This is a genomic window from Pelomonas dachongensis (assembly GCF_043555865.1).
In the GTDB taxonomy this organism is placed as follows: domain Bacteria; phylum Pseudomonadota; class Gammaproteobacteria; order Burkholderiales; family Burkholderiaceae_C; genus Pelomonas; species Pelomonas dachongensis.
Map to the genome: position 1 here is coordinate 202,335 of NZ_JBIGHY010000008.1, position 25,847 is coordinate 228,181.

General features: G+C 68.1%; 26 protein-coding genes. 4 read left to right on the plus strand and 22 right to left on the minus strand.

The window, feature by feature from the left end; translation table 11 throughout:
* Nucleotides 1-2: 2 nt before the first annotated feature.
* Nucleotides 3-518, plus strand: a complete 516-nt coding sequence (locus ACG02S_RS20675; RefSeq protein ID WP_394472374.1) for a PEP-CTERM sorting domain-containing protein — start codon at nucleotides 3-5, stop codon at nucleotides 516-518.
* A 108-nt stretch (nucleotides 519-626) separates the two neighbouring features.
* Complete coding sequence (locus ACG02S_RS20680) at nucleotides 627-1,649, plus strand: IS30 family transposase (RefSeq protein ID WP_394472375.1); 1,023 nt, start codon at nucleotides 627-629, stop codon at nucleotides 1,647-1,649.
* Nucleotides 1,650-2,137: 488 nt separating this feature from the next.
* Here ACG02S_RS20680 and ruvC read toward each other — a convergent pair whose 3' ends face one another.
* The 11 genes from ruvC to dusB all read right to left on the minus strand — a co-directional run bounded on the left by ruvC (nucleotide 2,138) and on the right by dusB (nucleotide 11,745).
* A complete protein-coding gene (gene ruvC / locus ACG02S_RS20685) occupies nucleotides 2,138-2,686 on the minus strand; it encodes a crossover junction endodeoxyribonuclease RuvC (protein WP_394472376.1) in 549 nt (182 codons plus the stop codon).
* Nucleotides 2,683-3,681 (minus strand): phosphatidate cytidylyltransferase, encoded by a 999-nt coding sequence (locus tag ACG02S_RS20690; protein ID WP_394472377.1) that lies wholly within the window; start codon nucleotides 3,679-3,681, stop codon nucleotides 2,683-2,685. The genes ruvC and ACG02S_RS20690 overlap by 4 nt, the downstream gene beginning before the upstream one ends.
* Nucleotides 3,681-4,331: a lysophospholipid acyltransferase family protein gene (locus tag ACG02S_RS20695; protein ID WP_394472378.1), complete on the minus strand. Its 651-nt coding sequence runs from the start codon at nucleotides 4,329-4,331 to the stop codon at nucleotides 3,681-3,683. Before ACG02S_RS20695 ends, ACG02S_RS20690 begins: the two co-directional genes overlap by 1 nt.
* Nucleotides 4,332-4,371: 40 nt before the next feature.
* A complete protein-coding gene (locus tag ACG02S_RS20700) occupies nucleotides 4,372-4,761 on the minus strand; it encodes a GFA family protein (protein WP_394472379.1) in 390 nt (129 codons plus the stop codon).
* A complete protein-coding gene (locus ACG02S_RS20705) occupies nucleotides 4,758-5,285 on the minus strand; it encodes a GNAT family N-acetyltransferase (RefSeq protein ID WP_394472380.1) in 528 nt (175 codons plus the stop codon). The genes ACG02S_RS20700 and ACG02S_RS20705 overlap by 4 nt, the downstream gene beginning before the upstream one ends.
* A gap of 40 nt (nucleotides 5,286-5,325) precedes the next feature.
* The gene (locus ACG02S_RS20710; protein WP_394472381.1) at nucleotides 5,326-5,640 is read right to left on the minus strand and encodes an antibiotic biosynthesis monooxygenase family protein; all 315 of its coding nucleotides are present in this window, start codon (nucleotides 5,638-5,640) and stop codon (nucleotides 5,326-5,328) included.
* Between the two features lie 2 nt (nucleotides 5,641-5,642).
* Nucleotides 5,643-7,319 carry a GMC family oxidoreductase gene (locus ACG02S_RS20715; protein WP_394472382.1) on the minus strand — a complete coding sequence of 559 codons (1,677 nt, stop codon included), beginning with the start codon at nucleotides 7,317-7,319 and terminating at the stop codon, nucleotides 5,643-5,645.
* Nucleotides 7,320-7,321: 2 nt separating this feature from the next.
* Nucleotides 7,322-8,731: a coniferyl aldehyde dehydrogenase gene (locus tag ACG02S_RS20720; protein WP_394472383.1), complete on the minus strand. Its 1,410-nt coding sequence runs from the start codon at nucleotides 8,729-8,731 to the stop codon at nucleotides 7,322-7,324.
* Between the two features lie 113 nt (nucleotides 8,732-8,844).
* Nucleotides 8,845-10,422 (minus strand): bifunctional phosphoribosylaminoimidazolecarboxamide formyltransferase/IMP cyclohydrolase, encoded by a 1,578-nt coding sequence (gene purH, locus ACG02S_RS20725; RefSeq protein ID WP_394472384.1) that lies wholly within the window; start codon nucleotides 10,420-10,422, stop codon nucleotides 8,845-8,847.
* A 7-nt stretch (nucleotides 10,423-10,429) separates the two neighbouring features.
* Nucleotides 10,430-10,681, minus strand: a complete 252-nt coding sequence (locus ACG02S_RS20730) for a helix-turn-helix domain-containing protein (RefSeq protein WP_394472385.1) — start codon at nucleotides 10,679-10,681, stop codon at nucleotides 10,430-10,432.
* A gap of 2 nt (nucleotides 10,682-10,683) precedes the next feature.
* Nucleotides 10,684-11,745, minus strand: coding sequence for a tRNA dihydrouridine synthase DusB (dusB, locus tag ACG02S_RS20735; RefSeq protein WP_394472386.1), 1,062 nt, complete (start codon nucleotides 11,743-11,745; stop codon nucleotides 10,684-10,686).
* Between the two features lie 60 nt (nucleotides 11,746-11,805).
* Between dusB and ACG02S_RS20740 the strand changes: the two genes are divergently transcribed.
* Both ACG02S_RS20740 and ACG02S_RS20745 read left to right on the plus strand, forming a co-directional pair.
* Nucleotides 11,806-12,303 (plus strand): YqaA family protein, encoded by a 498-nt coding sequence (locus ACG02S_RS20740; RefSeq protein WP_394472387.1) that lies wholly within the window; start codon nucleotides 11,806-11,808, stop codon nucleotides 12,301-12,303.
* Nucleotides 12,300-13,784 carry a carboxypeptidase M32 gene (locus tag ACG02S_RS20745; protein ID WP_394472388.1) on the plus strand — a complete coding sequence of 495 codons (1,485 nt, stop codon included), beginning with the start codon at nucleotides 12,300-12,302 and terminating at the stop codon, nucleotides 13,782-13,784. The genes ACG02S_RS20740 and ACG02S_RS20745 overlap by 4 nt, the downstream gene beginning before the upstream one ends.
* Before the next feature lie 233 nt (nucleotides 13,785-14,017).
* On the opposite strand, the gene ACG02S_RS20750 is transcribed toward ACG02S_RS20745, so the two are convergent.
* The 11 genes from ACG02S_RS20750 to ftsW form a co-directional block, all read right to left on the minus strand.
* Entirely contained in the window at nucleotides 14,018-14,203 is a 186-nt protein-coding gene (locus tag ACG02S_RS20750; protein ID WP_394472389.1) for a hypothetical protein, read from the minus strand.
* Nucleotides 14,203-14,439 carry a hypothetical protein gene (locus ACG02S_RS20755; RefSeq protein ID WP_394472390.1) on the minus strand — a complete coding sequence of 79 codons (237 nt, stop codon included), beginning with the start codon at nucleotides 14,437-14,439 and terminating at the stop codon, nucleotides 14,203-14,205. Before ACG02S_RS20755 ends, ACG02S_RS20750 begins: the two co-directional genes overlap by 1 nt.
* Before the next feature lie 210 nt (nucleotides 14,440-14,649).
* Nucleotides 14,650-15,585: a UDP-3-O-acyl-N-acetylglucosamine deacetylase gene (lpxC, locus tag ACG02S_RS20760; RefSeq protein WP_394472391.1), complete on the minus strand. Its 936-nt coding sequence runs from the start codon at nucleotides 15,583-15,585 to the stop codon at nucleotides 14,650-14,652.
* A 19-nt stretch (nucleotides 15,586-15,604) separates the two neighbouring features.
* Nucleotides 15,605-17,563 carry a sensor histidine kinase gene (locus ACG02S_RS20765; protein ID WP_394472392.1) on the minus strand — a complete coding sequence of 653 codons (1,959 nt, stop codon included), beginning with the start codon at nucleotides 17,561-17,563 and terminating at the stop codon, nucleotides 15,605-15,607.
* Between the two features lie 192 nt (nucleotides 17,564-17,755).
* Entirely contained in the window at nucleotides 17,756-19,000 is a 1,245-nt protein-coding gene (gene ftsZ, locus ACG02S_RS20770) for a cell division protein FtsZ (RefSeq protein ID WP_394472393.1), read from the minus strand.
* 84 nt (nucleotides 19,001-19,084) lie between these two features.
* A complete protein-coding gene (ftsA, locus tag ACG02S_RS20775; RefSeq protein ID WP_394472394.1) occupies nucleotides 19,085-20,314 on the minus strand; it encodes a cell division protein FtsA in 1,230 nt (409 codons plus the stop codon).
* Between the two features lie 8 nt (nucleotides 20,315-20,322).
* Nucleotides 20,323-21,153 (minus strand): cell division protein FtsQ/DivIB, encoded by an 831-nt coding sequence (locus ACG02S_RS20780; RefSeq protein WP_394472395.1) that lies wholly within the window; start codon nucleotides 21,151-21,153, stop codon nucleotides 20,323-20,325.
* Between the two features lie 7 nt (nucleotides 21,154-21,160).
* The gene (locus tag ACG02S_RS20785) at nucleotides 21,161-22,132 is read right to left on the minus strand and encodes a D-alanine--D-alanine ligase (protein ID WP_394472396.1); all 972 of its coding nucleotides are present in this window, start codon (nucleotides 22,130-22,132) and stop codon (nucleotides 21,161-21,163) included.
* Complete coding sequence (gene murC / locus ACG02S_RS20790; protein ID WP_394472397.1) at nucleotides 22,129-23,517, minus strand: UDP-N-acetylmuramate--L-alanine ligase; 1,389 nt, start codon at nucleotides 23,515-23,517, stop codon at nucleotides 22,129-22,131. Before murC ends, ACG02S_RS20785 begins: the two co-directional genes overlap by 4 nt.
* Complete coding sequence (murG, locus tag ACG02S_RS20795) at nucleotides 23,514-24,599, minus strand: undecaprenyldiphospho-muramoylpentapeptide beta-N-acetylglucosaminyltransferase (RefSeq protein ID WP_394472398.1); 1,086 nt, start codon at nucleotides 24,597-24,599, stop codon at nucleotides 23,514-23,516. The genes murC and murG overlap by 4 nt, the downstream gene beginning before the upstream one ends.
* Nucleotides 24,596-25,831, minus strand: coding sequence for a putative lipid II flippase FtsW (ftsW, locus tag ACG02S_RS20800; RefSeq protein ID WP_394472415.1), 1,236 nt, complete (start codon nucleotides 25,829-25,831; stop codon nucleotides 24,596-24,598). Before ftsW ends, murG begins: the two co-directional genes overlap by 4 nt.
* Nucleotides 25,832-25,847 lie beyond the last annotated feature (16 nt).

The window sequence follows — 25,847 nt, forward strand, 5'->3', positions numbered from 1 at the left end:
CCATGATTCGCAAGACCCTCCTCGCCGCCGCCCTCGCCGGCTTGGCTCTGCAGGCGCAGGCCGCGCCTGTCGTCGTCGACTTCAGCACCACGGGCTTCGTCGGCGGCTCGCTTGCCGGCCAGACGCTGACGGGCCAGTTCAGCTACGACGACACCGGGCTGGACACGTCGACCGCCTGGCTGGCACTGAGCAGCTTCAGCTTCACGCTGGCAGGCCAGACCTACGCATTCAGCAGCCTGGAGCTTGGCGGCGCCACCGCTGCCTTCTTCGACGGCCAGTTGGTGGGCGTGGACACCAGCACGGCGAGCGCCTGGTCGTACGACTTCACCTTCAGCAGCGACTTCGGCTCCGGCTTCCCGTATGCGTTCTACACGAGCTCGGACAGCACCGTGACGGATGACTTTGGCTTTGCCGACGTCAGCTTCCAGCCGACTGCCACGGTGCCGGAACCCGCCACCTACGCACTAGTTCTGGCCGCGCTGGGCGGCGGCCTGTTCGCCCGCCGCCGCAAAGCCTGAGCGGCGTCGCCCCGTTTCAGCGGCCCGCCTGAGCGGGCCGTTTTTATTGGTGAAGGGGGCGGTCTCAAGTCTGAAGTGCAACATAAGCGGAGCGGGTAAGGTCACCCGATGCCCCGCCCCAGCTACCAACAACTGCAACCCGAAGAGCGCGTGACGCTCGCCGCACTCAGCCTTCAAAACAAAAGCCTGCGCGACATCGCGCAAGTGCTCGCGCGCACTGCCTCCACCCTCAGCCGCGAGCTCCGGCGCAACGTCGGCCCGCAGGGCTACGCCGCAGACGGTGCCAAGCCTCAGGCCGCGCAGCGCCGCATTGAGCAGCGCCCCTGGCCCAAGCTGCATCCCCTGAAGTCGCTGTGGCTCGTCGTCCAGGCGGGCCTGCGCCGCCAGTGGTCGCCCCAGCAGATCAGCGACACACTGCGCCGCATGTTACCGGACCAGCCCGACATGCACGTCAGCCACGAGACGATCTACACGGCAATCTACGCTCAGCCTGCGGGCGAGTTGCGTCGCGAACTCGTCAAGTGCCTGCGCCAGGCCAAGAACACGCGCCGGCCTCGCAGCGCCGGCGACGACCGCCGAGGCCAGATCCCGGACATGGTCAGCATCCACGTGCGCCCGCCCGAGGTGAACGAGCGCACGCTGCCTGGGCACTGGGAGGGCGACCTCATCAAGGGCGCGATGAACCGCTCGGCTGTGGGCGTGCTGGTGGAGCGCACGACGGGCTTGCTGCTGCTGGCCAAGATGCCGGATGCCTCGGCGGCGAGCGCGCTGGCGGCGTTCACTGACAAGCTCAATCTCATCGCAGAGCCGGTGCGCCGCTCGATGACGTACGACCAGGGGCGCGAGATGGTGCGCCACGCCGAGCTGACGCGCAGGACCGGCGTGAAGGTGTACTTCTGCGACCCCCACAGCCCTTTGCAGCGGGCCGCCTGCGAGAACACGAACGGGCTGATCCGCCAGTACCTGTCCAAGGGCACGGACTTGTCGGTGCACAGCCAAGAACAGCTCGACTTCATCGCCGACGAGATCAACAACCGACCTCGCAACCGCTTGGGTTGGGACAGCCCGCTCCAGCGCTTCCGGGCGATCATGCAGGCGCTGCAAGAATCCCCTTCCTCACCACTTCACTGACCGCTACGCCAGTGTTGCAGTTGGGATTTGAAACCGCCCTGCAATGCGAAACGACAACCTCGGGGGGCCTGTGTCGTGTAGCCGCGGCGTTTCGCGTAAGGAATGACCAATTCGTCGGGTAGCAGCGGCGATTTCGCTGTCTATGTCGCCTAGCAGCGGCGATTTCGTCGTCTAACAGTGACAGACCTGTTCAAGCTCAACTTGATTCAATGAGAGGACGCGCGGAACGCCAGGTACCGGGACCTCAGCCCCTCCACTTTCGGCAGCCCCTACCTCCCGAATCGCCCGCTGTTACAACCTTGGTTCACTTGCGGCGTATCACCCTTGGTGAAAGCACTACGCGGCTTCCGTCCTCGGGCCGAGCGCCGGGCCGCCCCAAGCCTGCCCGTCTGGCGATGTGCTTGCGGCTCGATGCCGCAAGCATCGCCGTCCCCTCGGGGGACCGACCGGGCTTGCCCGCGTTCAGCGAGGCAAGACCGGGCGAGGGGTCAATAAGTTCTGCCGCCCTTGAACTGCGCGTGCTGGCGCCGCTGCAACGTCGTACTGCGGCTCATCGCCTCGAAGCTGGTGCGCGCATGCGCATGCATGATGGCCAGGCCGAGCGCATCAGCGGCGTCCTTGCCGGGCACGCCGGGCAGGTTCAGCAGGCGCTGCACCATGGTCTGCACGGCCTCTTTCTTCGCCTGGCCGTGGCCGGCGACAGCCTTCTTCATCTGCACGGCCGTGTACTCGCTGACGGCCAGGTCGGCGGACACCAGCGCCGTCAGCGCCGCGCCGCGGGCCTGGCCCAGCAGCAGCGTGGACTGGGGGTTCACGTTGACGAACACGATCTCGACCGCGGCGCACTGGGGCTGGTAGCGCGTGACGACTTCGCGGATGCCGTCGTAGAGGATCTTCAACCGCGCCGGCAGGTCGCCCACCGCGACCGCACTCGTCTTGATGGTGCCGCTGGCCACGTAGGCCAGGCGCGAACCTTCCGCGTCAATGACGCCGAAACCGGTCGTCTGCAAACCCGGATCGATGCCGAGAATCCTCATTGGAACCCCAGCGGCAGGCGGAAATACCAGCGTGCCGAATGGAAGAACACCGGCGCGGCGAAGCACAGCACGGCGATGCGGTCCAGCAGCCCCACGGCGCCGGTGATGGAACTGCGGTTGCCCCAATACAGCACGCCCGCGTCCTTCTTCAGCGCCTTCATGACGAGGCCGCCGAAGCCGGCAGCCGCCGCGGTGACGAACGCCATCGCCAGTGCCTGGCCCGCCTTGAACGGCGTGATCCAGAACAGCAGGCCGCCCACCAGTGCACCGGTCAGCGTGCCGATCCACCACGCGCGCATCGAGAAGCTGCGGCTGATGCGCCGCGCCACCGGCCGGCGGCGCAACGTGCGCGTGGCGATCTCCTGCGCGATCTGCGAGGCGGCCACCACCATGACCAGGAAGAACAGCAGAAACGCACCGCGGCCGGTGTAGCCGGGGAAGTCCAGCAGCAGCAGCGCCGGCGCGTGCGACAGCCCGTAGACGCAGACCATCACGCCCCACTGGATCTTGGCGTTGCGCTCCAGGTAGCGGCGCGGGTCGTTGGCCAGCGCGCCCACGATGGGCAGCACCAGGAAGCCGTAGACCGGCAGGAACACGGTGAACAGGTCAAAGAAGCGCGTGCCGCAGATCATGTACTGCACCGGCAGCAGCACGAAGAAGGCGACGATCAGCGTGCGGTGGTCGCTGCGCTCGGTGTGGACCAGCGTGATGAATTCGCGCAGCGCCAGGAACGAGAACAGCGCGAACAGCAACGTGGCGCCGAGCGGCCCCGAGATCCACGCGACCCAGAACATGCACCCGCCGATCCATGCGGCGCGCAGGTCACTGCGCACGCGCGCCCAGGTCAGCTCGGACTGGCGGCGCGCGTCCTCGTCCGGCCGTTCGCGCAGCGAGTTCAGGAACAGGCCCAGCGTCAGCAGCAGCAGGAAGCCGAACAGCACGAAGAACAGCAGCGCCACCTGCTCGCTGGCGGACAGAGCTTTCAGCCAGCGCATCAATTGTCGACCTCGGTCGGGGGCACCCAGTCGGGGTCGGGGCGCTGCTCCATGACCGCCTCGCGCGCGCGGCAAAGGAAATCGGCCTTGCTCTCGCCCGGCTGCAGCTGGATGGGCGCGCCGAAGGTCACCGTGCACAGGATGGGCACCGGCACGACCTCGCCCTTGGGCATGACGCGCTGCACGTTGTCGATCCAAGTCGGAATCAGCTGCACGTGCGGGAACTGCTCGGCCAGATGAAAGATGCCGCTCTTGAACGGTTGCGGGTTGCCCTTGTTGGAGCGCGTGCCCTCGGGAAAGATGACCAGTGAATCGCCCGCGGCCAGCGCCTCGACCAGAGGCTCCAGCGGGTCTTCGTCGGGCGTGGCACGCGTGCGGCTGACGTAGATCGCGTTGAAGACCTCGGTGGTCAGCCAGCGCCGGAAGGCGCTCTTGGTCCAGTAGTCCTTGGCCGCGATGGCGCGCGTCTGCGCACGCAGCTCGTGCGGAAAGGCCGCCCAGATCAGCACGAGATCGAAATGGCTCTGATGGTTGGCGATGTAGATGCGCTGCTCGGCTTGTGGCGGGCAGCCCTTCCAGTGTCCCTGCGCACCGGTGATGAGCCGGGCGATGAAGGCGAGCAACTGGCCGGTGAAGGCGGCGAGCGTCATGGGCGGGATTATCGGGGTCGGCCCCGGCTGGCCCCGCGCATCAGAACCAGTAGTCGCTGACGCAGCGGCCGTCGCGCGGCAGGTCGTCGAACGTGTCGAAGCCGTCGAAGTGGTCGATGGGGATGTCGGCGACCGCCTCGGGGTCAGCCAGGCGCAGGTTCACCGCGATGCGGCGCTTGCCGTCGTCCTCCAGCCGCAGGCCGCGCCAGTGCGTGACGCACCCGCAGGTCGGGCAGAAGTGGAACTCCAGCGCCTTGCCGCGCACATAGGCTTTGGTGGGACCTGTCACGTGGATGCCTTCGTCCACGTAGTCGTAGGCCCACAGCGTGCCATAGCGGCGGCAGGCGGTGCAGTTGCAGGCCGTGGCGCCGTCGGGCTGACCGTCGAAACGCCAGTGCACGCTGCCACACAGACAGGAACCTTGAATCATTTGGAGGCCTCCACCGGAGCTGCGTAGATGGGGTCACTGTAGACGCGGCCACCGAACAGGAACTCGCTGGTGCCGACCTGCGCAAAGCCGAAGCGCTCGTAAAACGCCACCGCCCGCACGTTGCGGTCATAGACGCCCAGCCACAGCGTCTGCGCACCCCGCTGCTGCGCCTGCGCCTGCACGGTCGCCATCAGCTGCGCACCCAGTCCGCGGCCGATGAAGCGCTGGCCCAGGTAGAGCCGCCACAGCTGCAGCGGTGCAGGGCCGCTCACGCAGGCCGGCGCGGGCTTGGCGCGCAGTACGGCATAACCGGCCAGTTCATCGCCCAGCCAGGCGAGCAGCGTCGTGCAGGCCGGATCGGCGATGACGGCGGCCAGCACCTCCGGCGGGAAGTGCTCGGCGACGTAGTCGGCAATCTCCTGCTCGTCGTCCAGGCCGCGGTAGGTGTCGGTGAACGCCTGGGCGGCGAACTGCGCCAGCAGGGCGGAGTCTTGGGGCGATGCGGGACGGATGACAGCGGACATGGACCGGGCTGCGGTGACGGGGCACCGATGTTCGCACCGGTCAGGCCGTCGACTGCAGGCCCGGTCCGGCGGCCTGCGCATAGTGCAGCACCGTCGGGAAGGGGTCGTAGAAGTGATGCAGCAGCGCGCGCCAGCGCTGGTAGCCCTCGGACTGGCGGAAGCCTTGCGCGTGATGCTCGACGCTTTCCCAGCGCACCAGCAGCATGTAGTGGTCGGCCCGCTCGATGCAGCGCTGCAACTCGTGCCCAAGGTAGCCGGGCATGGACCCGATGATGGCCTGCGCCTCGTGGAACGCCACCTCGAAGGTGTCGGACTGCCCGGGCCGCACTTGCGGTTGGGCAGTTTCCAGGATCATGGTCAAGCCGCCTTCGGGATCATTGGGATCGTGGCGGCCGTAGCCACCTTTTCGGCAGGCACGGCAAACCGCGCCTGGGCCTGCATCATCTGCGCGGCCTTTTCGCCGATCATCATCGCAGGCGCATTGGTGTTGCCGCTGACCAGCGTGGGCATGATGGAGGCGTCCACCACGCGCATCCCCTGCAGGCCGTGCACGCGCAGCTCGGCGTCCACGACGGCCATCGCATCGCTGCCCATCTTGCAGGTGCCCACCGGGTGGTAAATGGTGTCGGTGCGCTGGCGCAGCAGCGCCTGGATGTCGGCGTCCGACGCGAGGTCCGTGTTCCACAGCTCGCGCTGCCAGTGCGCGCGCAGCGAGGGCTGGCGCAGCAGCGTGCGGGTCAGCTTGAAGCCGTCCACCATTTGCGCCAGGTCGTCGGGGTGCTGGAAGAACGCGGGGTCGATCAGCGGCGCCGCGCCGGCGTCTTTGCTGGCCAGCTTCAGCGTGCCGCGGCTTTGTGGGCGCAGCAGGCACATGTGGCAGGACAGGCCATGGCCCCAGTCCAGCTTGCGGGCGTGATCTTCCACGCCGGCGACGACGAAGTGCAGCTGCACGTCGGGCCGCTGCTGCGCCGCGCTGCTGCGCAGGAAGCCGCCGCCCTCGGCGAAGTTGCTGGTCAGCATGCCGCGGCGCTCGCTGCGGTAGCGGCGCAGCGCCTGCCAGAAGGCCAGGCCGCCGCGCAGCGACAGGCCGAAAGCATGCGGGCTGCGCGTGCGCATGCCGAATACGAAGTCCGGGTGATCCTGCAGGTTGGCGCCCACGCCGGGCAAGTGGTGCAGCACGTCGATGCCGTGCGCTTGCAGCTGTACCGCATCGCCCACGCCGGACAGCATCAACAGCTGCGGCGACTGGATGGCGCCCGCTGCCAGCACCACCTCGCGCCGCGCCTGCAGCCGGCGCAGCTGGCCCGCCACCTTGACCTCCACGCCCACCGCACGGCGGCCGTCGAACAGCACGCGCTGCACCTGGGCTTGCACCGTCACGCGCAGGTTGGGCCGGCCCAGGTGGGGGCGCAGGTAGGCGCGCGCGGCGCTGCAGCGCTCGCCGCGGTCCTGCGTGACCTGGTAGATGCCAATGCCCTCCTGCGACTCGCCGTTGAAGTCGTCGGTGATGGGGTGACCGGCCTCGCGCCCCGCGGCCAGCCAGGCGGCGTGCAGCGGGTTGTCGGTGCGCAGCTGGCTGACCTTCAACGGGCCATCGCGGCCGTGCAGTGGCGCGCCGAACGTGTCGTTGCCCTCGCTCTTGACGAAGAAAGGCAGCACGTCGCTCCAGCCCCAGCCGACGTTGCCCAGCGCAGCCCAGTGGTCGTAGTCGTCGGGCTGGCCCCGCGTGTAAACCATCGCGTTGATGCCGGACGAGCCGCCCAGCATCTTGCCGCGCGGCACATAGCCGCGGCGGCCGTTCAGGCCCGGCTGCGGCACGGTCTCGAACGCGTAGTTGTGCAGCTTGCTGGGCACCATCAGCACGGCGGCGGTGGGCACGGTGCCCAGCCAGTTGTGCACGTCGGCCCCGGCCTCCAGCACCAGCACCTGCGTGCGCGGGTCTTCGCTCAACCGGCCGGCCAGCGCCGAGCCGGAGGAGCCGCCGCCGATGACGATGACGTCGTGCGTCTCGTCGAAGCGTGGGGTGTCGTTCATGGTCAGGCGATGCGGCGCAGCAGGGCCAGCAGCTTCGTGAAGGTGGTGCCGTAGGGCGGCTGGAACAGCTTCGTGCCGGCAAAGCGCGACTGGATGAACAGCGGCTTCTCCTTGCTGAAGGTGCGGAAGCCCCATTCGCCGTGGTACGCGCCCATGCCGCTAGCGCCCACGCCGCCGAAGGGCTGGTCGGCCTGGCCGAGGTGCCAGATGCAGTCGTTGATGGTGACGCCGCCGGCGTGCGTCTCGCGCATCACGCGGTCGCGCGCCGCGGTGTCGCTGCCGAACCAGTACAGCGCCAGCGGCCGGTCGCCGCGGTTGACGTGGGCCAGCGCGTCGTCCACCTGGTCGTAGGGCACCACCGGCAGCAGCGGACCGAAGATTTCCTCCTGCATGACGGTGGCCTCCGCAGGCACCTCCAGCAGCAGCGCGGGCACCAGGCGGCGATCGTCGGGGCGCTCGTCGTGGCTGCGCAGCACGCGCGCACCGCGCTCCCGCGCGTCGTCCAGCAGGCCTTGCAGCCGCGCGAAGTGGCGTGGCGTGGCGATGCTGGTGTAGTCGGCATTGCCGGCGATGCGCGGGTACATCCGGCGCATGTCGGCCAGGATCTGCAGGCTCAGCGGCTCCACCAGTTCGCGCGGCACCAACAGGTAGTCGGGCGCCACGCAGGTCTGGCCGGCATTGAACAGCTTGCCGAAGGCGAGGCGCGAAGCGGTGAGCTTCAGGTCCGCGCTGCGGTCCACGATGGCCGGCGACTTGCCGCCCAGCTCCAGCGTGACCGGTGTGAGGTTCTTCGCCGCGGCCTGCGCCACATGGCGGCCGACATTCGTGGAGCCGGTAAAGAACAGGTGGTCGAAGGGCAGCGTTGTGAAAGCCTTGCCGACCTCGGCATCGCCTGTGATGACATGCATCTCGTCGGGCCGAAAGTGCTCGGTGACGATGCGCGCCATCAGTTCGCTGGTGGCCGGCGTCAGCTCCGAAGGCTTGATCAGCACGCGGTTGCCCGCGGCCAGCGCGGCGACGGCGGGCTCCATCGCCAGGTAGTACGGGTAGTTCCAGGGCGACACGACACCCACGACGCCGAGCGGCTGACGCATCAACACGTTGCGCCCGGGCAGGAAGTGCAACGGCGTGGCGACGCGCCGCGGCTTCATCCAGCGGCGCAGGTGCTTCAACGCATGACGCACGCCGGACTCGACGGTGAACACGTCGGCCAGCAGCGACTCCTGGCGGGCCCGGTGGCCAAAGTCCTGCGCCATCGCCGCAGCGAGCTCGTCGCCGTGCTGGCGCGTCATCTTCAGCAGCCGCTCCAGGCGATCGCGGCGCACCTCATAGGTGGGCATGCGCTCGGCCTCGAAGGCGCGGCGCTGCAACGTCAGCGCCAGGTGCAGACGTTCCTGCAATGCGGTGTCCATGGGCTGTCTCCGGATCTAGGTCTGATCCAGGAGGCTAACCGCAACCGGCGGGCCACCCAAGCGGGGCGGCCCTGGACTAGAGGTCTGCGTCTAGTCCCGCAGGCGACACCGGCTCAGTGCCGGAAGTGGCGCACGCCGGTGAGTACCATCGCGATGCCGCGCTCGTTCGCAGCCGCAATGACCTCGTCGTCGCGCATCGAACCACCCGGCTGGATGACGCAGGTGGCGCCGGCATCGGCCAGCACGTCCAGGCCGTCACGGAACGGGAAGAAGGCGTCGCTGGCGACGGCCGAGCCCGCCAGCGTCAGGCCTGCGTGGCCGGCCTTGATGGACGCGATGCGGGCCGAGTCCAGGCGGCTCATCTGGCCGGCGCCGACGCCCAGCGTCATACCGCCACCGCAGAAGACGATGGCGTTGCTCTTCACATACTGCGCCACGGTCCAAGCGAACATCAGGTCGTCGAGTTGTTGCTCGGTGGGCTTGAGCGCGGTGACGACCTTGAGGTCTTCACGCTTCAGGAAGTGGTTGTCGGCAGTCTGCACCAGCAGGCCCGAGCCGACGCGCTTGACGTCCTGCGCGTTGCGGCCCTGGTCCCAGGGGCGCGGGCCACCCGCGGGCAGCGCGATCTGCAGCAGGCGCACATTGGCCTTGCCCTTGAAGACTTCCAGCGCCTCAGCGCTGAAGCTCGGGGCCATCAGCACTTCGACGAACTGCTTGACGACCAGCTGCGCGGCCGCGCCGTCCAGTTCGCGGTTGAAGGCGATGATGCCGCCGAAGGCGCTGGTCGGGTCGGTCTTGAAGGCCTTGCTGTAGGCCTCGGCCGGGTTCACGCCCACGGCCACGCCGCAGGGGTTGGCGTGTTTGACGATGACGCAGGCCGGCGTGTCGAAGCTCTTCACGCACTCCCACGCAGCGTCGGCATCGGCGATGTTGTTGTACGAGAGTTCCTTGCCTTGCAGCTGCTTGCCCGTGACCAGCGAGCCGGGCGCCGGGAACAGGTCTCGGTACAGCGCGGCGGTCTGGTGCGAGTTCTCGCCGTAGCGCAAGTCCTGCACCTTCACGAAGCTGCTGTTCATCTGGCCGGGGTACTCGGCCAGGCTGCCGTCGTCCTGGCGGGCCGACAGATAGTTGCTGATGGCCGCGTCGTACTGCGCGATGCGGTTGAACGCGGCGACGGAGGCGGCGAATCGCGTCTTGTCGCTGGTCTTGCCGTGGGCCTTGAGTTCTTCGAGCACGGCGGCGTACTGGGCCGCGTCGGTCAGCACCGTCACATCCTTCCAGTTCTTGGCCGCGCTGCGCACCATGGCCGGGCCGCCGATGTCGATGTTCTCGATGGCGTCTTCCAGTGTGCAGCCGGGCTTGGCCACCGTCGCCTCGAACGGGTAGAGGTTGACGGCCAGGATGTCGATGCGTGTGATGCCATGCTTCTCCATCGCCGCGACGTGCTCGGCCGTGTCACCGCGGGCCAGCAGGCCGCCGTGGATCTTGGGGTGCAGCGTCTTCACGCGGCCGTCCATCATTTCCGGGAAGCCGGTGTGCTCGGCCACTTCGGTGACGGGCAGGCCGGCGTCGGCCAGCAGCTTGGCGGTGCCGCCGGTGGACAGCAGCTTCGTGCCCAGAGCGTGCAGCTCCTTGGCGAATTCGAGGATGCCGGTCTTGTCGGAGACGGAGAGAAGTGCGGTCAGTGCCATGTTCGGGTCAGCCAAGGTTGTGATCGGTGAGTTTGCGGCGCAGCGTGTTGCGGTTGATGCCCAACCACTGGGCCGCCTTGCTCTGGTTGCCACCGGCCTCGCGCATGACGATCTCGAACAGCGGTTTCTCCACCAGCTTGATCAGCATCTCGTGCATCGAGTGCGGCTCCTGGCCGTCGAGGTCGCTGAAGAAGGCTTCGAGGTTGTCGCGCACGCAGGCGTCGATGGGGTTGGGCGGGGTGTTCTTCTGGGCGCTCATGTTCAGGCAGCGCAGGCTTCGTGGCCTTGCGCTTCTTCGTCGTTGGCGGCTTCGGTCGGAGGCAGCCGGTCGTGGGTCTGGCCGAGGTCGTCGAACCAGTCGCGGAGCGCCTGCAACTGCTCTTCGCAGTGCTCCAGGGTGTTCATGTGCTGACGGAATGCTTCGCCGCCGGGCAGGCCACGCACGGCCCAGCCGATGTGCTTGCGCGCGCTGCGCACGCCGCTCTGCTCGCCGTACAGGCCGTAGTGGTCGTGCAGATGTTCGGTCAGCACGTCGCGCGCTTCCGTGACGGTCGGTGCGGGCAGGTGCTCGCCCGTCGTCAGGAAGTGGGCCACCTCGCGGAAGATCCACGGCCGGCCTTGCGCGGCACGGCCGATCATCAGCGCGTCGGCACCGGTATACGCCAGCACGTCGAGGGCCTTCTCGGGCGAGTCGATATCGCCATTGGCGACGACGGGGATGGTCAGCGCTGTCTTCACGGCCGCGATGGTGTCGTATTCCGCCAGGCCCTTGTAGCCCTGTTCGCGGGTGCGGCCATGGATGGTCAGCATCGCGATGCCGGCGGACTGAAACAGCCGCGCCAGATGCAACGCGTTGCGCTCGTCGTGGCTCCAGCCGGTGCGCATCTTCAGCGTGACCGGCACGCCGCGCGGCGCGCACACGGCCACCACCGCCTCGACGATCTCCAGCGCCAGCGCCTCGTTGCGCATCAGCGCCGAGCCCGCCCACTTGTTGCAGACCTTCTTGGCCGGGCAGCCCATGTTGATGTCGATGATCTGCGCGCCGCGGTCGATGTTGTAGACGGCGGCCTCCGCCATCATGGCGGCGTCGGTGCCGGCGATCTGCACGGCGATCGGACCCGGCTCGCCGGTGTGGTCGGCGCGGCGCGAGGTCTTCAGGCTGCCCCACAACTCCTTGCGCGACGTGACCATCTCACTGACCGCGTAGCCCGCGCCCAGGCGCCGGCACAGCTGGCGGAACGGGCGGTCCGTGACCCCGGCCATTGGCGCGACAAAGAGCGCTGCCCCCGCGACTGCAGGGAGTTGGAAGGGGCCGAGTTGCACGAGATTCTGCTTAAAAAAGAGGCGGGATTGTAGCGACGCCGGCAAACCGACAATCCGGCCATGGAAGCCTGGCTCGCCCAATTCATTCATGACCTGCTCGCCGCACTGGCGCTGCCCCAGGTGGGGCTGGTCGCCGTGTTCGTCATCGCTTTCGTCTCCGCCACGCTGCTGCCGCTGGGCTCGGAGCCGGCGGTCTACCTCGTCGTCAAGGCCGACCCCGGCATGTTCTGGGCCGTCATCGCCGTGGCGACCGTCGGCAACACGCTGGGCGGCGTCGTGTCGTGGTGGATGGGCTACGGGCTGGAGCGTGCAGTCGAGCGGGTGCAGCATCACGAACCCTCGCACTCGCGGGCCATGCGCTGGCTGCAGCGCTTCGGCCCCAAGGCCTGCGTGATGAGCTGGCTGCCCCTCGTGGGCGACCCGCTGTGCGCGGTGGCCGGCTGGCTCAAGCTGCCGTTCTGGCCCTGCGTGGGCTGGATGGCGCTGGGCAAGTTCCTGCGTTTTCTCTTCTACACCGCCGCCCTGATCTGGCTCATTCCCGAAAGTTGGATGTCATGACTCCTGCCTACCAAGACCTCGCCGCCCGCCAGCAACGCCTGCACCGCCTGGCCCACCTGCAGGCCATCGCCCAGTGGGACCAGGCCGCCAACATGCCCGCCCACGGCAACGAGGCGCGCAGCCTAGCGCTGGCCGAGATGGACGGCCTGCTGCACCAGCTGTCCACCGACCCGGCGCTGGCCGGCCTGCTGGGCACGGCTGCCACCGAACCGCTGGACGACACCCAGCGCGCCAACCTGCGCGAGATCACCCGCGCCTGGCGCGCCGCCAACGCGCTGCCGCAGGCGCTGGTGGAGGCCAAGAGCCTGGCCAACAACCGCTGCGAGCACGCATGGCGCACGCAACGCCCAGCCAACGACTGGGCCGGCTTTGCGCCCAACCTGCGCGAGGTGCTGAAGATTGCGCGCCAGGAAGCTGAACTGCTGTCGCAAAGCGCGGGGCTGTCGAAGTACGACGCGCTGCTGGACCAATACGAGCCGGGCATGCGCAGTTCGGAAGTTGAGCGCGCGTTCGCGCCGCTGCGCCAATGGCTGCCGGCCCTGATCCGCGACGTGCTGGCAAAGCAGGCCACCGAGACCGTCATCGAGCCCGTCGGCCCGTTCCCCACCGCCGCACAGAAGGCGCTCGGCCTGGACGCGATGCGGCTGATGGGCTTCGACTTCGCCGCCGGCCGGCTGGACGAGAGCACCCATCCGTTCTGCGGCGGCGTGCCCGAGGACGTTCGCATGACCACGCGCTACCGCGAGGACAACTTCCTGCCGGCGCTGATGGGCGTCATCCACGAGACCGGCCACGGCCGCTACGAGCAAGGCCTGCCGCGCGACCTGCTGGGCCAGCCCATCGCCCGCGCGCGCTCCATGGGCATCCACGAAAGCCAGAGCCTCTCCTTCGAGATGCAGATGGGCAGCCACCCGGCGTTTGCCGGCCTGCTGTCGCCGCTGCTCATCCAGCACTTCGGCGACCAACCCGCGTTCGCGCCCGACAACCTGCACAAGCTGCTGACGCGCGTGCAGCCGGGCTTCATCCGGGTGGACGCCGACGAGGTGACCTACCCCGCTCACATCCTGCTGCGCTTTGACATCGAGCGCGCGCTGATCGAAGGCGATGCCGAGGTGGACGACATCCCTGCGCTGTGGGACGCAAGGATGGCCGAGTTGCTCGGACTGGACACGCGCGGCAACTTCAAGGACGGCCCGATGCAGGACGTGCACTGGCCCGCCGGCCTGTTCGGCTACTTCCCCTGCTACACGCTGGGCGCGATGTATGCGGCGCAATGGTTCGCCACGATGCGCCGACAGCAGCCGGCGCTCGACGACCAGATCGCCCGCGGAGAGCTTGGCACGGTGTTTGACTGGCTGCGTGCCAACGTCTGGCAGAACGCCAGCCGCTTCGAGACGCCGGAGCTGGTGCAGCGCGCCAGCGGCGAGGCGCTCAACCCGGCGCACTTCGAGGCGCACCTGCGCGCGCGCTACCTGGGTTGACCAAAAAGAATGGCCGCACTGCGGGCGGCCCAAGTCAGGTCAGAACGATGGCGCACTTCCAACCCACGGCGCTTCCCCGGCCCCCCGGCCATCTCCACGCGTGGCGCCCGAACTTCTGCGGCCCGGGCCCGGTCGCCGCAGTCGTGCAGCCACCGTGATGTCATTCTGTGCAAGCCGGCCGCCGCTGGCATCCCCGCAAGCCCAGGGGGCCGCAGGCCCGGTCGTGAACGGCGTCACAGCAGCAGCGCCAATCGTTCCAGGATGAGCACGCCGAAGAAAGCCAGTGCGGCAATCAGCGTCCACTTCATGATGACCAGCCCCATACGCCGCCAGCGCGGCTGGCCCGTGGCGATCGAGAACGCGAAGCAGACGACGGCCGAGAACAGCAGCAGGCCGATGAGCAGGCGGGCGATGACCATCAGGCGGGCAGCCCACCGCGCTTCACCTGCGCTTCGAAATAGCGCGCATGGCTGCGCCGCAAAATGGCTTCATCCGCAGCCGCCAGGAGAACCACCTCGCGGGCTCCGCCCTCTTGGAGATGGGCGAGCCCCAGCTCCAAGCGTTCGTCTTGCGCTCGGGGGCGCTCATGGTCGGGATAGACCTTCATTCCGTGCAGGCAACGGCGTTTCGAGTCGAAGTCCATCAAAAAGATCATTTCGAATCTCCAAGCGGCTCGGGCAAGTCCCGAATGAGCGTCTGAAACCACTCCGCGAGTTCGTCGCAATTGAACTCCACCTGCGGCCCGTCAGGCATCATTTTGACGGTGGCTTGCGGCAGCCGAGACTCCGGCGTTGAAGCTGCCTTCCGTCTTCGGAAATCGGCCCAGCACGCAACCGGTCTCCCAGCTTGTTGACCTGCGTCGTGCTCACCACGCCGGCGCCAGCTCAGCAAAACCCTTGGGTGCTGCGCGCTCGTCGTCAAAGCTGACAATCTCGTAAGCCTCGGGGTCGGCCAGCAGCGCACGCAGCAGCTTGTTGTTCAGCGCATGGCCGCCCTTGAACGACGTGTAGGCCGCCAGCAGCGGCATGCCGGCGACATGCATGTCGCCGATCGCGTCGAGGATCTTGTGCTTCACGAACTCGTCGTCGTAGCGCAGGCCGTCGGCGTTCAGCACCTTGTAGTCGTCCACGACGATGGCGTTGTCCATCGAGCCGCCCAGCGTCAGGCCGCGCGAGCGCATCAGGTCGATGTCGGCCGTCATGCCGAAGGTGCGCGCGCGCGCGATCTCCTTCTTGTAGGCGCCCGAGCCCATGTCGAACACGAACCGGCTGCCGGTGGCGGCCACGGCCGGGTTGTCGAACTCGATCTCGAAGCTCAGCGTGTAGCCGTGGTGCGGCTCCAGCTTCGCCCACATCAGCTTCTTGCCTTCGCCCTGACGCACTTCGACAGACTTCTTGACCTTCAGGAAGCGCTTGGGCGCGTCCTGCAGCGCAATGCCGGCGGACTGCAGCAGGAACACGAAGCTGGCGGCCGAGCCGTCCAGCACGGGCACCTCGTCGGCGTTGATGTCGACGTAGAGGTTGTCCAGCCCCAGGCCGGCACAGGCGGACAGCAGGTGCTCGATGGTTTGCACCTTGGGGCCGCCCGGGTCGCCGCCGGGGCTGATGGTGGTGGCCATGCGCGTGTCGCTGACCGACATGACGCCCACCGGGATGTCCACCGGCGGGCACAGGTCGACGCGGCGGAACACGATGCCGGTGTCCACAGGCGCCGGGCGCAACGTCAGCTCGACCTTCTGGCCGCTGTGGATGCCCACGCCCACGGCGCTGGTGATCGACTTCAGGGTGCGTTGCTTGACCATGCCAGGGATTGTCCCAGGATCAGCCCTGTCCTTTGCGTTCTACTGGCAATCGCAGCGATAGCCGCGTGCCCATGCCGGGCTGCGAATCGATACGCAGCTTGCCGCCCAGCCGCTGGGCGCGCTTGATCTGGCTCTTCAGGCCGCGGCCGTGCTGGATGTTCTGCAGGTCGAAGCCCGCACCGTCGTCCTCCACGCGGATCTCGACGTAGCTGCCGTGGTGGCGCGTGACCATGCGCACGCGGCTGGCGCAGGCGTGCTTGAGCACGTTGTTCAGCGCTTCCTGCATCAGCCGCAGCACGTGCAGCGCGTCAGGCGGCTCCAGCCACGGCAGCGGCGGCAGGTCCTGCACGTCCCAGTCCAGCTTGAGGCCGCCTACCTGCAACCGCTTGCCGAGGCGATAACGCATGGTTGCCAGCAGCGAGACCAGGTCATGGCCCACCGGCTCGATGGAGTCGATGACCAAGCGCAGGTCGTCCACGCATTCGCGCAGCACCTCGACGACCTTCTCCTGCGACATGTTGCCTTGCTCCACCGCCACCAGCGCGGACAGCAGTGACGAGCCGAGGCCGTCGTGCATGTCGGCCATGATGCGCTGGCGTTCCAGCAGCAGCGCCTGCTGGCGCTCGACCTCGCGCAGCTGCGCGTTTTGCACCTGCAGCACGGAGATCTGCTCGTCCAGGTCCTCCTGCAGCTGACTGTTCTCGGCCTTGACCTGCTCCACCGCCACCACGTAGCGGCACTGCACCGCGTGCAGGAAGCTGAGCATGACGGCCAGCGTCGCGAACGGCATCCAGAAGAAGTGCTCGGGCCAGGCCCAGCCCGCCAGCACAACCAGGTCGTGCGCGCCCACCAGCACGCTGAGCAGCAGCGCCATCGCCATCAGCCGCATCTCGACATGGCGTTCGCGCCAGGCCAGCCAGGCCAGCCAGGCGGTGCCGACAGCGGCCACACCGGCCGTCACCACGTACTGCAGCACCACCATGTCCAGCTGGCGCAGCCACAGCGGCATCGTCACCAGGCTGACCAGCGCGACGCAGGCCGTCAACCCACGCTCCAGCCGGCGCGCGCGCCGCTTCGCGAAGCGCAGCGCGAACAGCAGCGCCGTCAGCATGACCCAGCCCAGCGACGCGTGCGTCGCCCACCAGAACCAGTCCTGCGCCACCCGCCCCGCCGGCAAGCTCACGTAGTAATGCAGGTTGCGCACCAGCCACGCCGCGGCGCCCAGCGCGAACAGCGCGTAGATGGCTTCGTCGGGCCGGCGCAGCCACAGCGTCACCGCAAACAGTCCCAGCACCGCCAGCGTCAGGCTGACTGCGAGCGGCAGGCCGGTTTGCATGCGCAGGCGCCACTCCCAGCGCTTCTCGAGCATGTCGCGCGGGCCGACAAAGATGCGCGACACCGCGTGATAGCTGCCGGCCGGCACCGGCAGTGCGACCACGAGGTCGAGCCCCTGCGCGTCCGAGCCTGGCAAAGGCAGCCACAGCGGCTGCGCCCACTGCTCGCGCTGGACATGCTGGTTGTCCAACAGCGGCAGCCAGCCCTGCGGCGTGCGCACCAGCACCGCGGCGGACAGCGTCGCCAGCCGCGGCATGTACAGCGCCATCGCCTCGCCGCCGGATGGCACGTGCAGGCGGTACCAGCGCATCTCGTAGCCACGCGCGTCGCTGACCATGGACGCGCCGGGCCGGGCCTGCACGTCTGGCAGCTGGCGCGGCTGCCAGGCCGCATCGGCGCTCGGGGGCAGCAGCTCCGGCGGCACCTCCAGCCGGTTGCCGCCCGTCACGGCGTGGCGGCGCAGCGCGCCCCACCACGCGCCCAGCTGCGCACGCGTCCACTGGCTGGTGGCCAGCTCGGTGTGGGCGGAGTCGTCGCCCCCCCGAGGGCTGGGCTGGGGCAGGCGCTGAGCCTCGGCAGCCAGTCCGCCGGCCAGCAGCGCAGCCAGCAGCCAGGCGCGCAAAAGGGCACGAAGCTCAGGCATGCGTGTGGCTTCTGCGGGGCGTCGACATGGGCGGCGAGCATGCCACACGGCCTGCTGCCGACACGACCACCCGGCTGGTCACAAATACCATCCGGCGGGAGCTCCAGGCGTGCCGGCGCGGCCCCATGCAAAAAGGCAGGCCTTGCGGCCTGCCTTCTTCAGCAAGTGGGACTTGCGTCGAGATGTACGCGATCAGTCCGCCTGCTTGCGCAGGAATGCCGGGATCTCGATCTCGTCCATGCCGTTGGACGACAGTGCCTCGACCTTGGCGGCTGCGCTGCCCGAACGGCCATGGCGCCACACGCTAGGCACGTTGGCATTGGCGAAATCGCCCAGACCCAGACCCACGTTGGGCTGCTGCGTGCCGGCCGACGCGCCCATCGAGACGGCGTTCGTCAGCACCGGCATGGCCACGCCATCGGTGCCGTTGCGCACGACCTGCTGCGTCTGCACAACCTGCAGCGGCGCCTGCTGACGCGCACGGCCGGCCGTCAGGCCGGTGGCGATGACGGTCACCCTCAAGGCATCGCCCAGCGTTTCGTCGTAGGCGGTGCCGAAGATCACGTGGGCCTCGTCGGACGCGTAACGCTTGATCGCATTCATCGCGTTGCGCGACTCGCTCAACTTGAAGTTGGCGCGCCCCGCCGCAATCAGCACCAGCACGCCACGCGCGCCGGACAGGTCGATGCCTTCCAGCAGCGGGCAGGCAACGGCAGCTTCCGCAGCCTTGGCGGCGCGGTCCGGGTCGGTCGCTTGGGCCGTGCCCATCATGGCCTTGCCTGGCTCGCTCATCACGGTCTTGACGTCTTCGAAGTCGACGTTCACCAGGCCAGGAATGTGGATGATGTCCGAAATGCCGCCAACAGCGTTCTTCAGCACGTCATTGGCGTGCGCAAAGGCCTGATCCTGCGTGACGTCGTCGCCCAGCACGTCCAGCAGCTTGTCGTTCAGCACGACGATCAGCGAGTCGACGTTGGCTTCCAGCTCGGCCAGCCCGGCATCAGCCGCCTTGGCGCGGCGGCCGCCTTCGAATTCGAAGGGTTTGGTGACGACGCCGACGGTCAGGATGCCCATTTCCTTCGCGACGCGTGCAATGACCGGAGCGGCGCCCGTGCCGGTTCCGCCGCCCATGCCGGCCGTGATGAACAGCATATTGGCGCCGGCGATGGATTCCCGAATGCGGGATTCGGCCTCATCGGCGGCAGCGCGACCCATTTCAGGTTTGGCGCCAGCCCCGAGACCCGTGGAGCCGAGTTGCAGCAATTGATCCGCCTTGGAGCGGTTCAGGGCCTGCGCGTCGGTATTGGCGCAGATGAACTCAACCCCTTGGACGCCCTGGGCGATCATGTGGTCGACCGCGTTGCCGCCGCCACCACCCACCCCGATCACCTTGATTTGGGTGCCTTGGTCAAACTCTTCGATCATCTCGATGGGCATATCAAATCTCCTAACTGCAATTGTGCCCTGGGCACACAAACGTTGACTAGTACCGAAAACAAATTTTTGTTGGTTCTTGGGGGGTCAGAAACTGCCCATGAACCAATCCTTGACGCGACCGAGCAGGGTTTGCACCGAGCCTGCCTGCTGCGCCGCCTTGAAACCCCTGCTGCGTGACAACCGCGCCTCCTCCAGCAAGCCCATCACGGTGGCCGAACGCGGGTTGGCCACCATGTCGTAAAGGGCCCCTGAATAGGTGGGGAGACCACGCCGAACAGGTTTCAGAAAAATATCCTCGGCAAGTTCCACCATCCCCGGCATGACGGCCGAGCCGCCGGTCAGCACGATGCCGGAGGACAGCAATTCCTCATACCCGCTCTCGCGAATGACTTGGTGCACGAGGGAAAAGATTTCCTCGACCCGCGGCTCGATGACGCCAGCCAGCGCCTGCTTGGACAGCATGCGGGGATTGCGGTCCCCCAGGCCGGGCACTTCCACCTGGTCGGAAGGGTCGGCCAGCAGCTGCTTGGCGACGCCATATTCGACCTTGATTTCCTCAGCATCCTTGGTCGGCGTGCGCAGCGCCATCGCGATATCCGACGTGATCAGGTCGCCGGCGATAGGAATCACGGCGGTATGGCGGATGGAGCCGCCGGTAAATATTGCAACATCGGTCGTGCCGGCACCGATATCCACCAGGGCCACGCCCAGATCGCGTTCGTCGGCAGTCAGCGCGGCATGACTGGATGCGCTCGGGTTCAAAACCAGCTGATCCACCTCCAAACCACAGCGGCGCACGCACTTGACGATGTTTTCGGCGGCACTTTGGGCCCCCGTCACGATATGGACCTTGACCTCCAGCCGACCGCCGCTCATGCCGATGGGTTCCTTGACCTCATGGCCATCGATGACGAATTCCTGCGGCTCGACCAGCAGCAGGCGCTGGTCGTTGGGAATATTGATGGCCTTGGCGGTTTCCACAACGCGGGTCACATCGACCGGCGTGACCTCCTTGTCGCGCACGATGACCATGCCGGTGGAGTTCTGACCGCGGATATGACTGCCTGTGATGCCCGTGTAGACCCTCGATATTTTGCAGTCGGCCATCATCTCGGCCTCTTTCAAGGCCTGCTGGATGGACTGGACGGTCGCGTCGATATTGACCACGACGCCGCGCTTGAGGCCGTGCGAGGGCGCCACACCCAGGCCCGCGATGCGCAAATCGCCGCCCGGCAAAACCTCGGCAACGACGGCCATGATCTTGGCGGTGCCAATATCCAGGCCGACGACCAAATCCTTGTATTCCTTGGGCATGTCCGTCCTCAACGTTTTCTATTTGCGGGTTTACCCGTGGTCGCCTGGGTCGTCACGCCCCGCAGCCGCACCGCATAGCCGTCGGCGTGGCGCAGGTCGGCCGATTGCAGCGGGCTGTGATAGGTCGCCGCGACCTGGCCCACGCTGGCAGCGAAGCGGCCGAAGCGTTCGACCACCTCCGTCTCGCTGCCCCGGCCCAGCTCGACGACGGCGCCGCTGCCGAGCCTGGCTCGCCAGGAGCCGCGGCCGGACAGGTCCAGCCGCTCGATGGCTTCGCCCAGCCTCCCCGCTGCCGGCCCCAGCGCGCGCCACATCGAAAGCATCTCGGCCGCCGCATGTCCGGGCCCGGCCAGCACCGGCAGCGTCTCGTCTTCCACGTCACCCAGGTTCGCCTGGAAGACCTCGCCAAAACTGTTGACCAGCGCGCGTTCGGTGCTTGCCTCGCTGCCAGCATCGGCGTCGTCCGCGCGCTCTTCCCAGTAAGCGGCGGGGCGGTGTTCTTCCAGCCGGACCTTGAGCCGCATGGGCCAGACGCGCGTCAGCTGCGCGTGCCGCACCCAGGGCACCGCCTCGAACGCCGTGCGACCGTCCTTCAGGTTCAGGCTCAGGAACGAGCCCTGCAAGTGGGGCAGTGCATTCGCACGCAGCGACGCCACGCTGTTGCGGCTGACATCCCCCTCCACCTGGATGGCCCGCAGGTTGAACACCGGCAGCCGGACCACCCAGCGCACCGCAGCCCACGCCGCCGTGCCCAGCAACGCTGCGACGAGCAGCGCCGACACCGCATTCATCAGGCGGACATCGGGGGGCAGCGCGGCGGTGGCGACGGCGGCGTTCACGCGTGCATCACTTCCGGTCGAGGCGGGCCTGCGCCAGCAGCCACAGGCACAGCTGCGGGTAGTCGATGCCGATGGCTTTGGCCGCCTTCGGCACCAGCGAGTGCGAGGTCATGCCGGGGCTGGTGTTCATCTCCAGCAGGAAGGGTTTCATGTCGGACTGGCGCAGCATCAGGTCGGCGCGCCCCCAGCCGCGGCAGCCCAGCAGGCGGTAGGCCTTCAGCACCAGGTCGCGGATCTCGACTTCCAGAGTCGCCGGCAGCGAGCCGAACAGGTACTGCGTCGTGTCGGTCTCGTACTTGTTGGCGAAGTCGTAGTTGCCGGCCTCGGCGCGGATCTCGATGACCGGCAGGGCCATCGCGCCGTCGCCCTCGCCCAGCACGGCGCAGGTCAGCTCGGGGCCCTCGATGCATTGCTCGAACAGCAGCTCGTCATCGAAACCCAACGCCAGTTCCACGGCGGCCTGCATGTCCGAGTAGCCGGCCGCCTTGGTGATGCCGATGCTGCTGCCTTCGTGCGGCGGCTTCACGACGACCGGCAGGCCCAACTCGTCTGGGATGGTGCGGATGCGCTCGCGCGTCAGCTCGGCGCGCGTCAGGGCCAGGTACTGCGGCGTCGGCAGGCCCTCGTTGGCCCACAGCCGCTTGGTCATGGTCTTGTCCATCGCGACGCCGGACGCCGTAACGCCCGAGCCGGTGTACGGCACGCCCAGCCATTCGAGCGCGCCCTGGAGGGTGCCGTCCTCGCCGCCGCGGCCGTGCAACGCGATGAACGCGCGGTCGAAGGCCTGGTCCTTCAGCGCCTGCAGCGGCTGCTCGGCGGGGTCGAACGCATGCGCGTCCACGCCGACGGACTTCAGCGCGTCCAGCACGCCGGTGCCGCTCATCAGCGAGACCGGCCGCTCGGCGCTGTAGCCGCCCAGCAGCACGGCGACCTTGCCGAGTGCCCGCGCGTCGATGTTGTGGGCGATGGGGGACGTCATGCCGCGCCTCCTTCGAAATGCCGTTGGATCCGTGCGGGCAGGCTGCTCATCGAGCCCGCGCCCATGCCGATGACCACATCGCCGTCGCGCGTCAGCACCGCCAGCGCCGCCGGCATGTCGGCCACGCCGGCGACGAAGTTCGAGGTGCCGACCGCCTGCGCGAGCGACGCACCCGTGGCGCCTTCGATGGGCGGCTCGCCGGCTGCGTACACCTCGGTCAGCAGCACCACGTCTGCGCCCTTCATGACCCGAACGAAATCGGCGAAGCAGTCCCGCGTGCGCGTGTAGCGGTGCGGCTGGAAGGCCAGCACCAGGCGACGGCCAGGATAGGCACCACGCGCGGCAGCCAGCACAGCGGCCATCTCGACCGGGTGGTGGCCATAGTCGTCGACCAGCGAGAAGCGCCCGCCATCCGCGGCCGGCCATTCACCGTGCTTCTCAAAGCGCCGGCCCACGCCCGAGAAGTTCGCCAGTGCCTTCTGGATGGCGGCGTCGGGGCAGTCCAGCTCCATCGCGATGGCGATGGCCGCCAGCGCGTTGCGCACGTTGTGCTCGCCGGCCAGGTTCAGCAGCACCTCCAGCGGCGCGGCGCCCTCGCGCTCGCAGGTGAAGCGCATCTGCGCGCCGGCCAGCGCCTGCACGTCGACCGCGCGCACGCTGGCGCCTTCGCTCAGGCCATAGCCGACGACCGGCCGCTCGATGCGGCCCAGCACGGCGCGCACGCCGGGGTCGTCCACGCAGACCACGGCCGCACCGTAGAAAGGCATGCGGTGCAGGAACTCGATGAAGGCGTCGTGCAGCTTCTCGACCGAATGGCCGTAGGTGTCCATGTGGTCTTCGTCGATGTTGGTGACGACGGCCAGCACGGGGCTGAGCTTCAGGAAGGACGCATCGCTCTCGTCAGCCTCGACGACGATGAACTCACCTCGCCCCAGGCGAGAGTTGGCACCGGCGGCGTTCAGCTTGCCGCCGATGACGAAGGTCGGGTCCAGGCCGGCCTCGACGAGGATGGCCGTCACCAGCGAGGTTGTCGTCGTCTTGCCGTGCGTGCCGGCGATGGCGATACCGCGGCGCAGCCGCATCAGCTCGGCCAGCATGACGGCGCGCGGCACCACCGGCGTGTGGCGCGCCCGCGCGGCCACAACCTCGGGGTTGTCGGCCGATACGGCCGTGCTCGTGACCAGCGCCTGCGCGTCGCCGATGTGCGGCGCCGCGTGGCCGATCTCCACACGCAGCCCCAGCGAGCGCAGTCGTTCGGTGGTCGCACTCTCGACCGCATCCGACCCGCTGACCGTGAAGCCCAGGTTGTGCAGGATCTCCGCAATGCCGCTCATGCCAGCGCCGCCGATGCCCACGAAATGCAGTTTCTGGACTGCGTGCTTCACTTCAACATTCCTTCGATCTCATCGGCCACGCGCGCCGCGGCGCGCGGGCGGGCCAGCGAATGGGCCTTCTCGCCCATGGCCAACAGCGCCGCACGGTCCAGGCCGCCCAGCAGTTCGTGCAGCTTCTCGGGCGTCAGCTCGGTCTGCGGCAGGTGGATGGCCGCGCCATGCTGCGCCATGAAGATGGCGTTGTCGCGCTGGTGCGAGGTGGTGCTGACCACGAGCGGCACCAGCACCGCCGCGCAACCGGCCGCGCACAGCTCGCTGACGGTGATGGCCCCGGCGCGGCACACCACCACGTCGGCCCAGGCCAGCGCGGTGGCCATGTCGTCGATAAAGGGCCGCACCTCGGCCGTCAGGCCGGCGTCGGTGTAGGCCTGCCAGACGGCGCCGAGATGGTCTTGCCCCGACTGGTGCAGCACCTGCGGGCGCAGTTCCTCAGGCCACAGCGCCAGCGCCGGCGGGAGCGCCTGGTTCAGCGCGCGCGCGCCCAGCGAGCCGCCCAGCACCAGTAGGCGCAGCGGCCCCTGCGCGCGATCCGGGTCGGCCATGCGCTCGGCCGGCATCGGCAGTGCTTCGATCTCGGCACGCACCGGATTGCCGCTGACGACCGCGCCGCGGGTGGACGCCGCGGCCGCGCCATCGAAGCCGAACGCGATGCGTCGGGCGAACGGCTTCAGCGCGAGGTTGCTCTTGAGCATCGCCGCGTCGGCGTTGACCAGCATCAGGGGTCGCCCGCTGAACACCGCGGCCAGGCCGGCCGGCACGCAGACGTAGCCGCCCATGCCCAGCACGGCGGTCGTGCGGCGCTTCGCGTACACGCCGCGCGCCTGCGAAAACGCCTTGAAGAACCCCACGATGCCGCGCAGCGCGTGCTTGAGCCCCTTGCCACGCAAGCCGGCGAACGGCAGCGCGTCCAGCTCGATGCCGCGCGCCGGCACCAGGCGGTTCTCCATGCCCTTGGGCGTGCCGATCCACGACACGGTCCAGCCGCGGCGCTGCATTTCCTCGGCGACCGCCAGGCCCGGAATGACGTGGCCGCCGGTGCCCGCTGCCATGACGACGAGATGCCTGTCGCTCATGACCGCCCTCCGCGCATGAGCTGTCTGTTCTCAAGATCGATGCGCAGCACTACTGCCAGCGCGATGCAGTTCATCAAGATCGCCGAGCCGCCGAAGCTCAGCAGCGGCAGCGTCAGGCCCTTGGTGGGCAGCGCACCGAGGTTCACGCCCATGTTGATGAAAGCTTGACCGCCCATCCAGATGCCGATGCCCTGTGCATACAGGCCCGCGAACACGCGGTCCAGCGCAATGGCCTGGCGGCCGATCAGGAAGCAGCGGCGCGTCAGCCAGAAGAACGAGACGATGACCACGGCGACTCCGGCAAAGCCCAGTTCCTCGCCGATGACGGCGAGCAGGAAGTCGGTGTGCGCCTCAGGCAGGTAGTGCAGTTTCTCGACGCTGCTGCCCAGGCCCTGACCCACCCATTCGCCGCGGCCGAAGGCGATCAGGCTGTGCGTGAGCTGGTAGGCCTTGCCCTGCGCGTACTTTTCGTCCCAGGGATTCAGGTAGGCAAAGATGCGCTCGCGGCGGAACTCGCTGAAGCTGATCATCAGCATGAAGGCGCCCACCAGCACCAGCGTGATCAGCAGGAACATGCGGCCGTTGACGCCGCCCAGGAACAGGATGCCCATCGCGATGGCCGCGATGACCATGAAAGCGCCCATGTCCGGCTCGGCCAGCAGCAGCAGGCCCACGAAAGCCAGCGAGATCGCCATCGGCGTGACGGCCTGGAAGAAGTTCTCCCGCGCGTCCATCTTGCGCATCATGTAGTTGGCCGCATACAGCGCGATGCCGAACTTGGCCAGCTCCGACGGCTGGAAGTTCATGACACCCAGCGGGATCCAGCGCCGCGCGCCGTAGACCACCTTGCCGACGCCCGGGATCAGCACCGCCACCAGCAGCACCAGCGCGACGACGAACACCCACGGCGCCCAGCGCTCCCACACGGCCACCGGGATCTGCACGGTGACCAGGCCCGCGACCAGCGCGAAGCCGATGGCCACCAGGTGCCGCGTCAGGAAATGGGTGGGCAGGTACTTGGCAAAGCGCGGGTTGTCCGGCAGCGCGATGGAGGCCGAATAGACCATCAGCAGCCCGAAGGCCATCAGCGCCAGCACGACCCAGACCATGGTCACGTCGAAGCCCTGCAGCTGTGTGGGCCGGCCGGCCGACGTGGACACCCAGTCGCGCACGGGCACGTTGGCGTCCTCGCCGCCATCGCGCTTCCACAGCGATTGCAGCTTGGCCGTGATGCCGCTCAGCACCGCG

What these genes read in the sequence shown, in the direction of transcription:
- ACG02S_RS20695 (WP_394472378.1), bottom strand. Translation starts at nt 4,331, where the DNA reads ATGACGCTCGCCGCCTTCACCGGCCAGTTGCTCGCCTTCATCGCCCGG.
- ACG02S_RS20715 (WP_394472382.1), bottom strand. Translation starts at nt 7,319, where the DNA reads ATGAACGACACCCCACGCTTCGACGAGACGCACGACGTCATCGTCATC.
- ruvC (WP_394472376.1), bottom strand. Translation starts at nt 2,686, where the DNA reads ATGAGGATTCTCGGCATCGATCCGGGTTTGCAGACGACCGGTTTCGGC.
- ACG02S_RS20720 (WP_394472383.1), bottom strand. Translation starts at nt 8,731, where the DNA reads ATGGACACCGCATTGCAGGAACGTCTGCACCTGGCGCTGACGTTGCAG.
- ACG02S_RS20745 (WP_394472388.1), top strand. Translation starts at nt 12,300, where the DNA reads ATGACTCCTGCCTACCAAGACCTCGCCGCCCGCCAGCAACGCCTGCAC.
- ACG02S_RS20765 (WP_394472392.1), bottom strand. Translation starts at nt 17,563, where the DNA reads ATGCCTGAGCTTCGTGCCCTTTTGCGCGCCTGGCTGCTGGCTGCGCTG.
- ACG02S_RS20705 (WP_394472380.1), bottom strand. Translation starts at nt 5,285, where the DNA reads ATGTCCGCTGTCATCCGTCCCGCATCGCCCCAAGACTCCGCCCTGCTG.
- ACG02S_RS20700 (WP_394472379.1), bottom strand. Translation starts at nt 4,761, where the DNA reads ATGATTCAAGGTTCCTGTCTGTGTGGCAGCGTGCACTGGCGTTTCGAC.
- purH (WP_394472384.1), bottom strand. Translation starts at nt 10,422, where the DNA reads ATGGCACTGACCGCACTTCTCTCCGTCTCCGACAAGACCGGCATCCTC.
- ACG02S_RS20680 (WP_394472375.1), top strand. Translation starts at nt 627, where the DNA reads ATGCCCCGCCCCAGCTACCAACAACTGCAACCCGAAGAGCGCGTGACG.
- ACG02S_RS20730 (WP_394472385.1), bottom strand. Translation starts at nt 10,681, where the DNA reads ATGAGCGCCCAGAAGAACACCCCGCCCAACCCCATCGACGCCTGCGTG.
- murG (WP_394472398.1), bottom strand. Translation starts at nt 24,599, where the DNA reads ATGAGCGACAGGCATCTCGTCGTCATGGCAGCGGGCACCGGCGGCCAC.
- ACG02S_RS20675 (WP_394472374.1), top strand. Translation starts at nt 3, where the DNA reads ATGATTCGCAAGACCCTCCTCGCCGCCGCCCTCGCCGGCTTGGCTCTG.
- ACG02S_RS20785 (WP_394472396.1), bottom strand. Translation starts at nt 22,132, where the DNA reads ATGACGTCCCCCATCGCCCACAACATCGACGCGCGGGCACTCGGCAAG.
- ACG02S_RS20690 (WP_394472377.1), bottom strand. Translation starts at nt 3,681, where the DNA reads ATGCGCTGGCTGAAAGCTCTGTCCGCCAGCGAGCAGGTGGCGCTGCTG.
- lpxC (WP_394472391.1), bottom strand. Translation starts at nt 15,585, where the DNA reads ATGGTCAAGCAACGCACCCTGAAGTCGATCACCAGCGCCGTGGGCGTG.
- ACG02S_RS20710 (WP_394472381.1), bottom strand. Translation starts at nt 5,640, where the DNA reads ATGATCCTGGAAACTGCCCAACCGCAAGTGCGGCCCGGGCAGTCCGAC.
- ftsA (WP_394472394.1), bottom strand. Translation starts at nt 20,314, where the DNA reads ATGCCCAAGGAATACAAGGATTTGGTCGTCGGCCTGGATATTGGCACC.
- ACG02S_RS20755 (WP_394472390.1), bottom strand. Translation starts at nt 14,439, where the DNA reads ATGATCTTTTTGATGGACTTCGACTCGAAACGCCGTTGCCTGCACGGA.
- ACG02S_RS20750 (WP_394472389.1), bottom strand. Translation starts at nt 14,203, where the DNA reads ATGGTCATCGCCCGCCTGCTCATCGGCCTGCTGCTGTTCTCGGCCGTC.
- ftsZ (WP_394472393.1), bottom strand. Translation starts at nt 19,000, where the DNA reads ATGCCCATCGAGATGATCGAAGAGTTTGACCAAGGCACCCAAATCAAG.
- ACG02S_RS20740 (WP_394472387.1), top strand. Translation starts at nt 11,806, where the DNA reads ATGGAAGCCTGGCTCGCCCAATTCATTCATGACCTGCTCGCCGCACTG.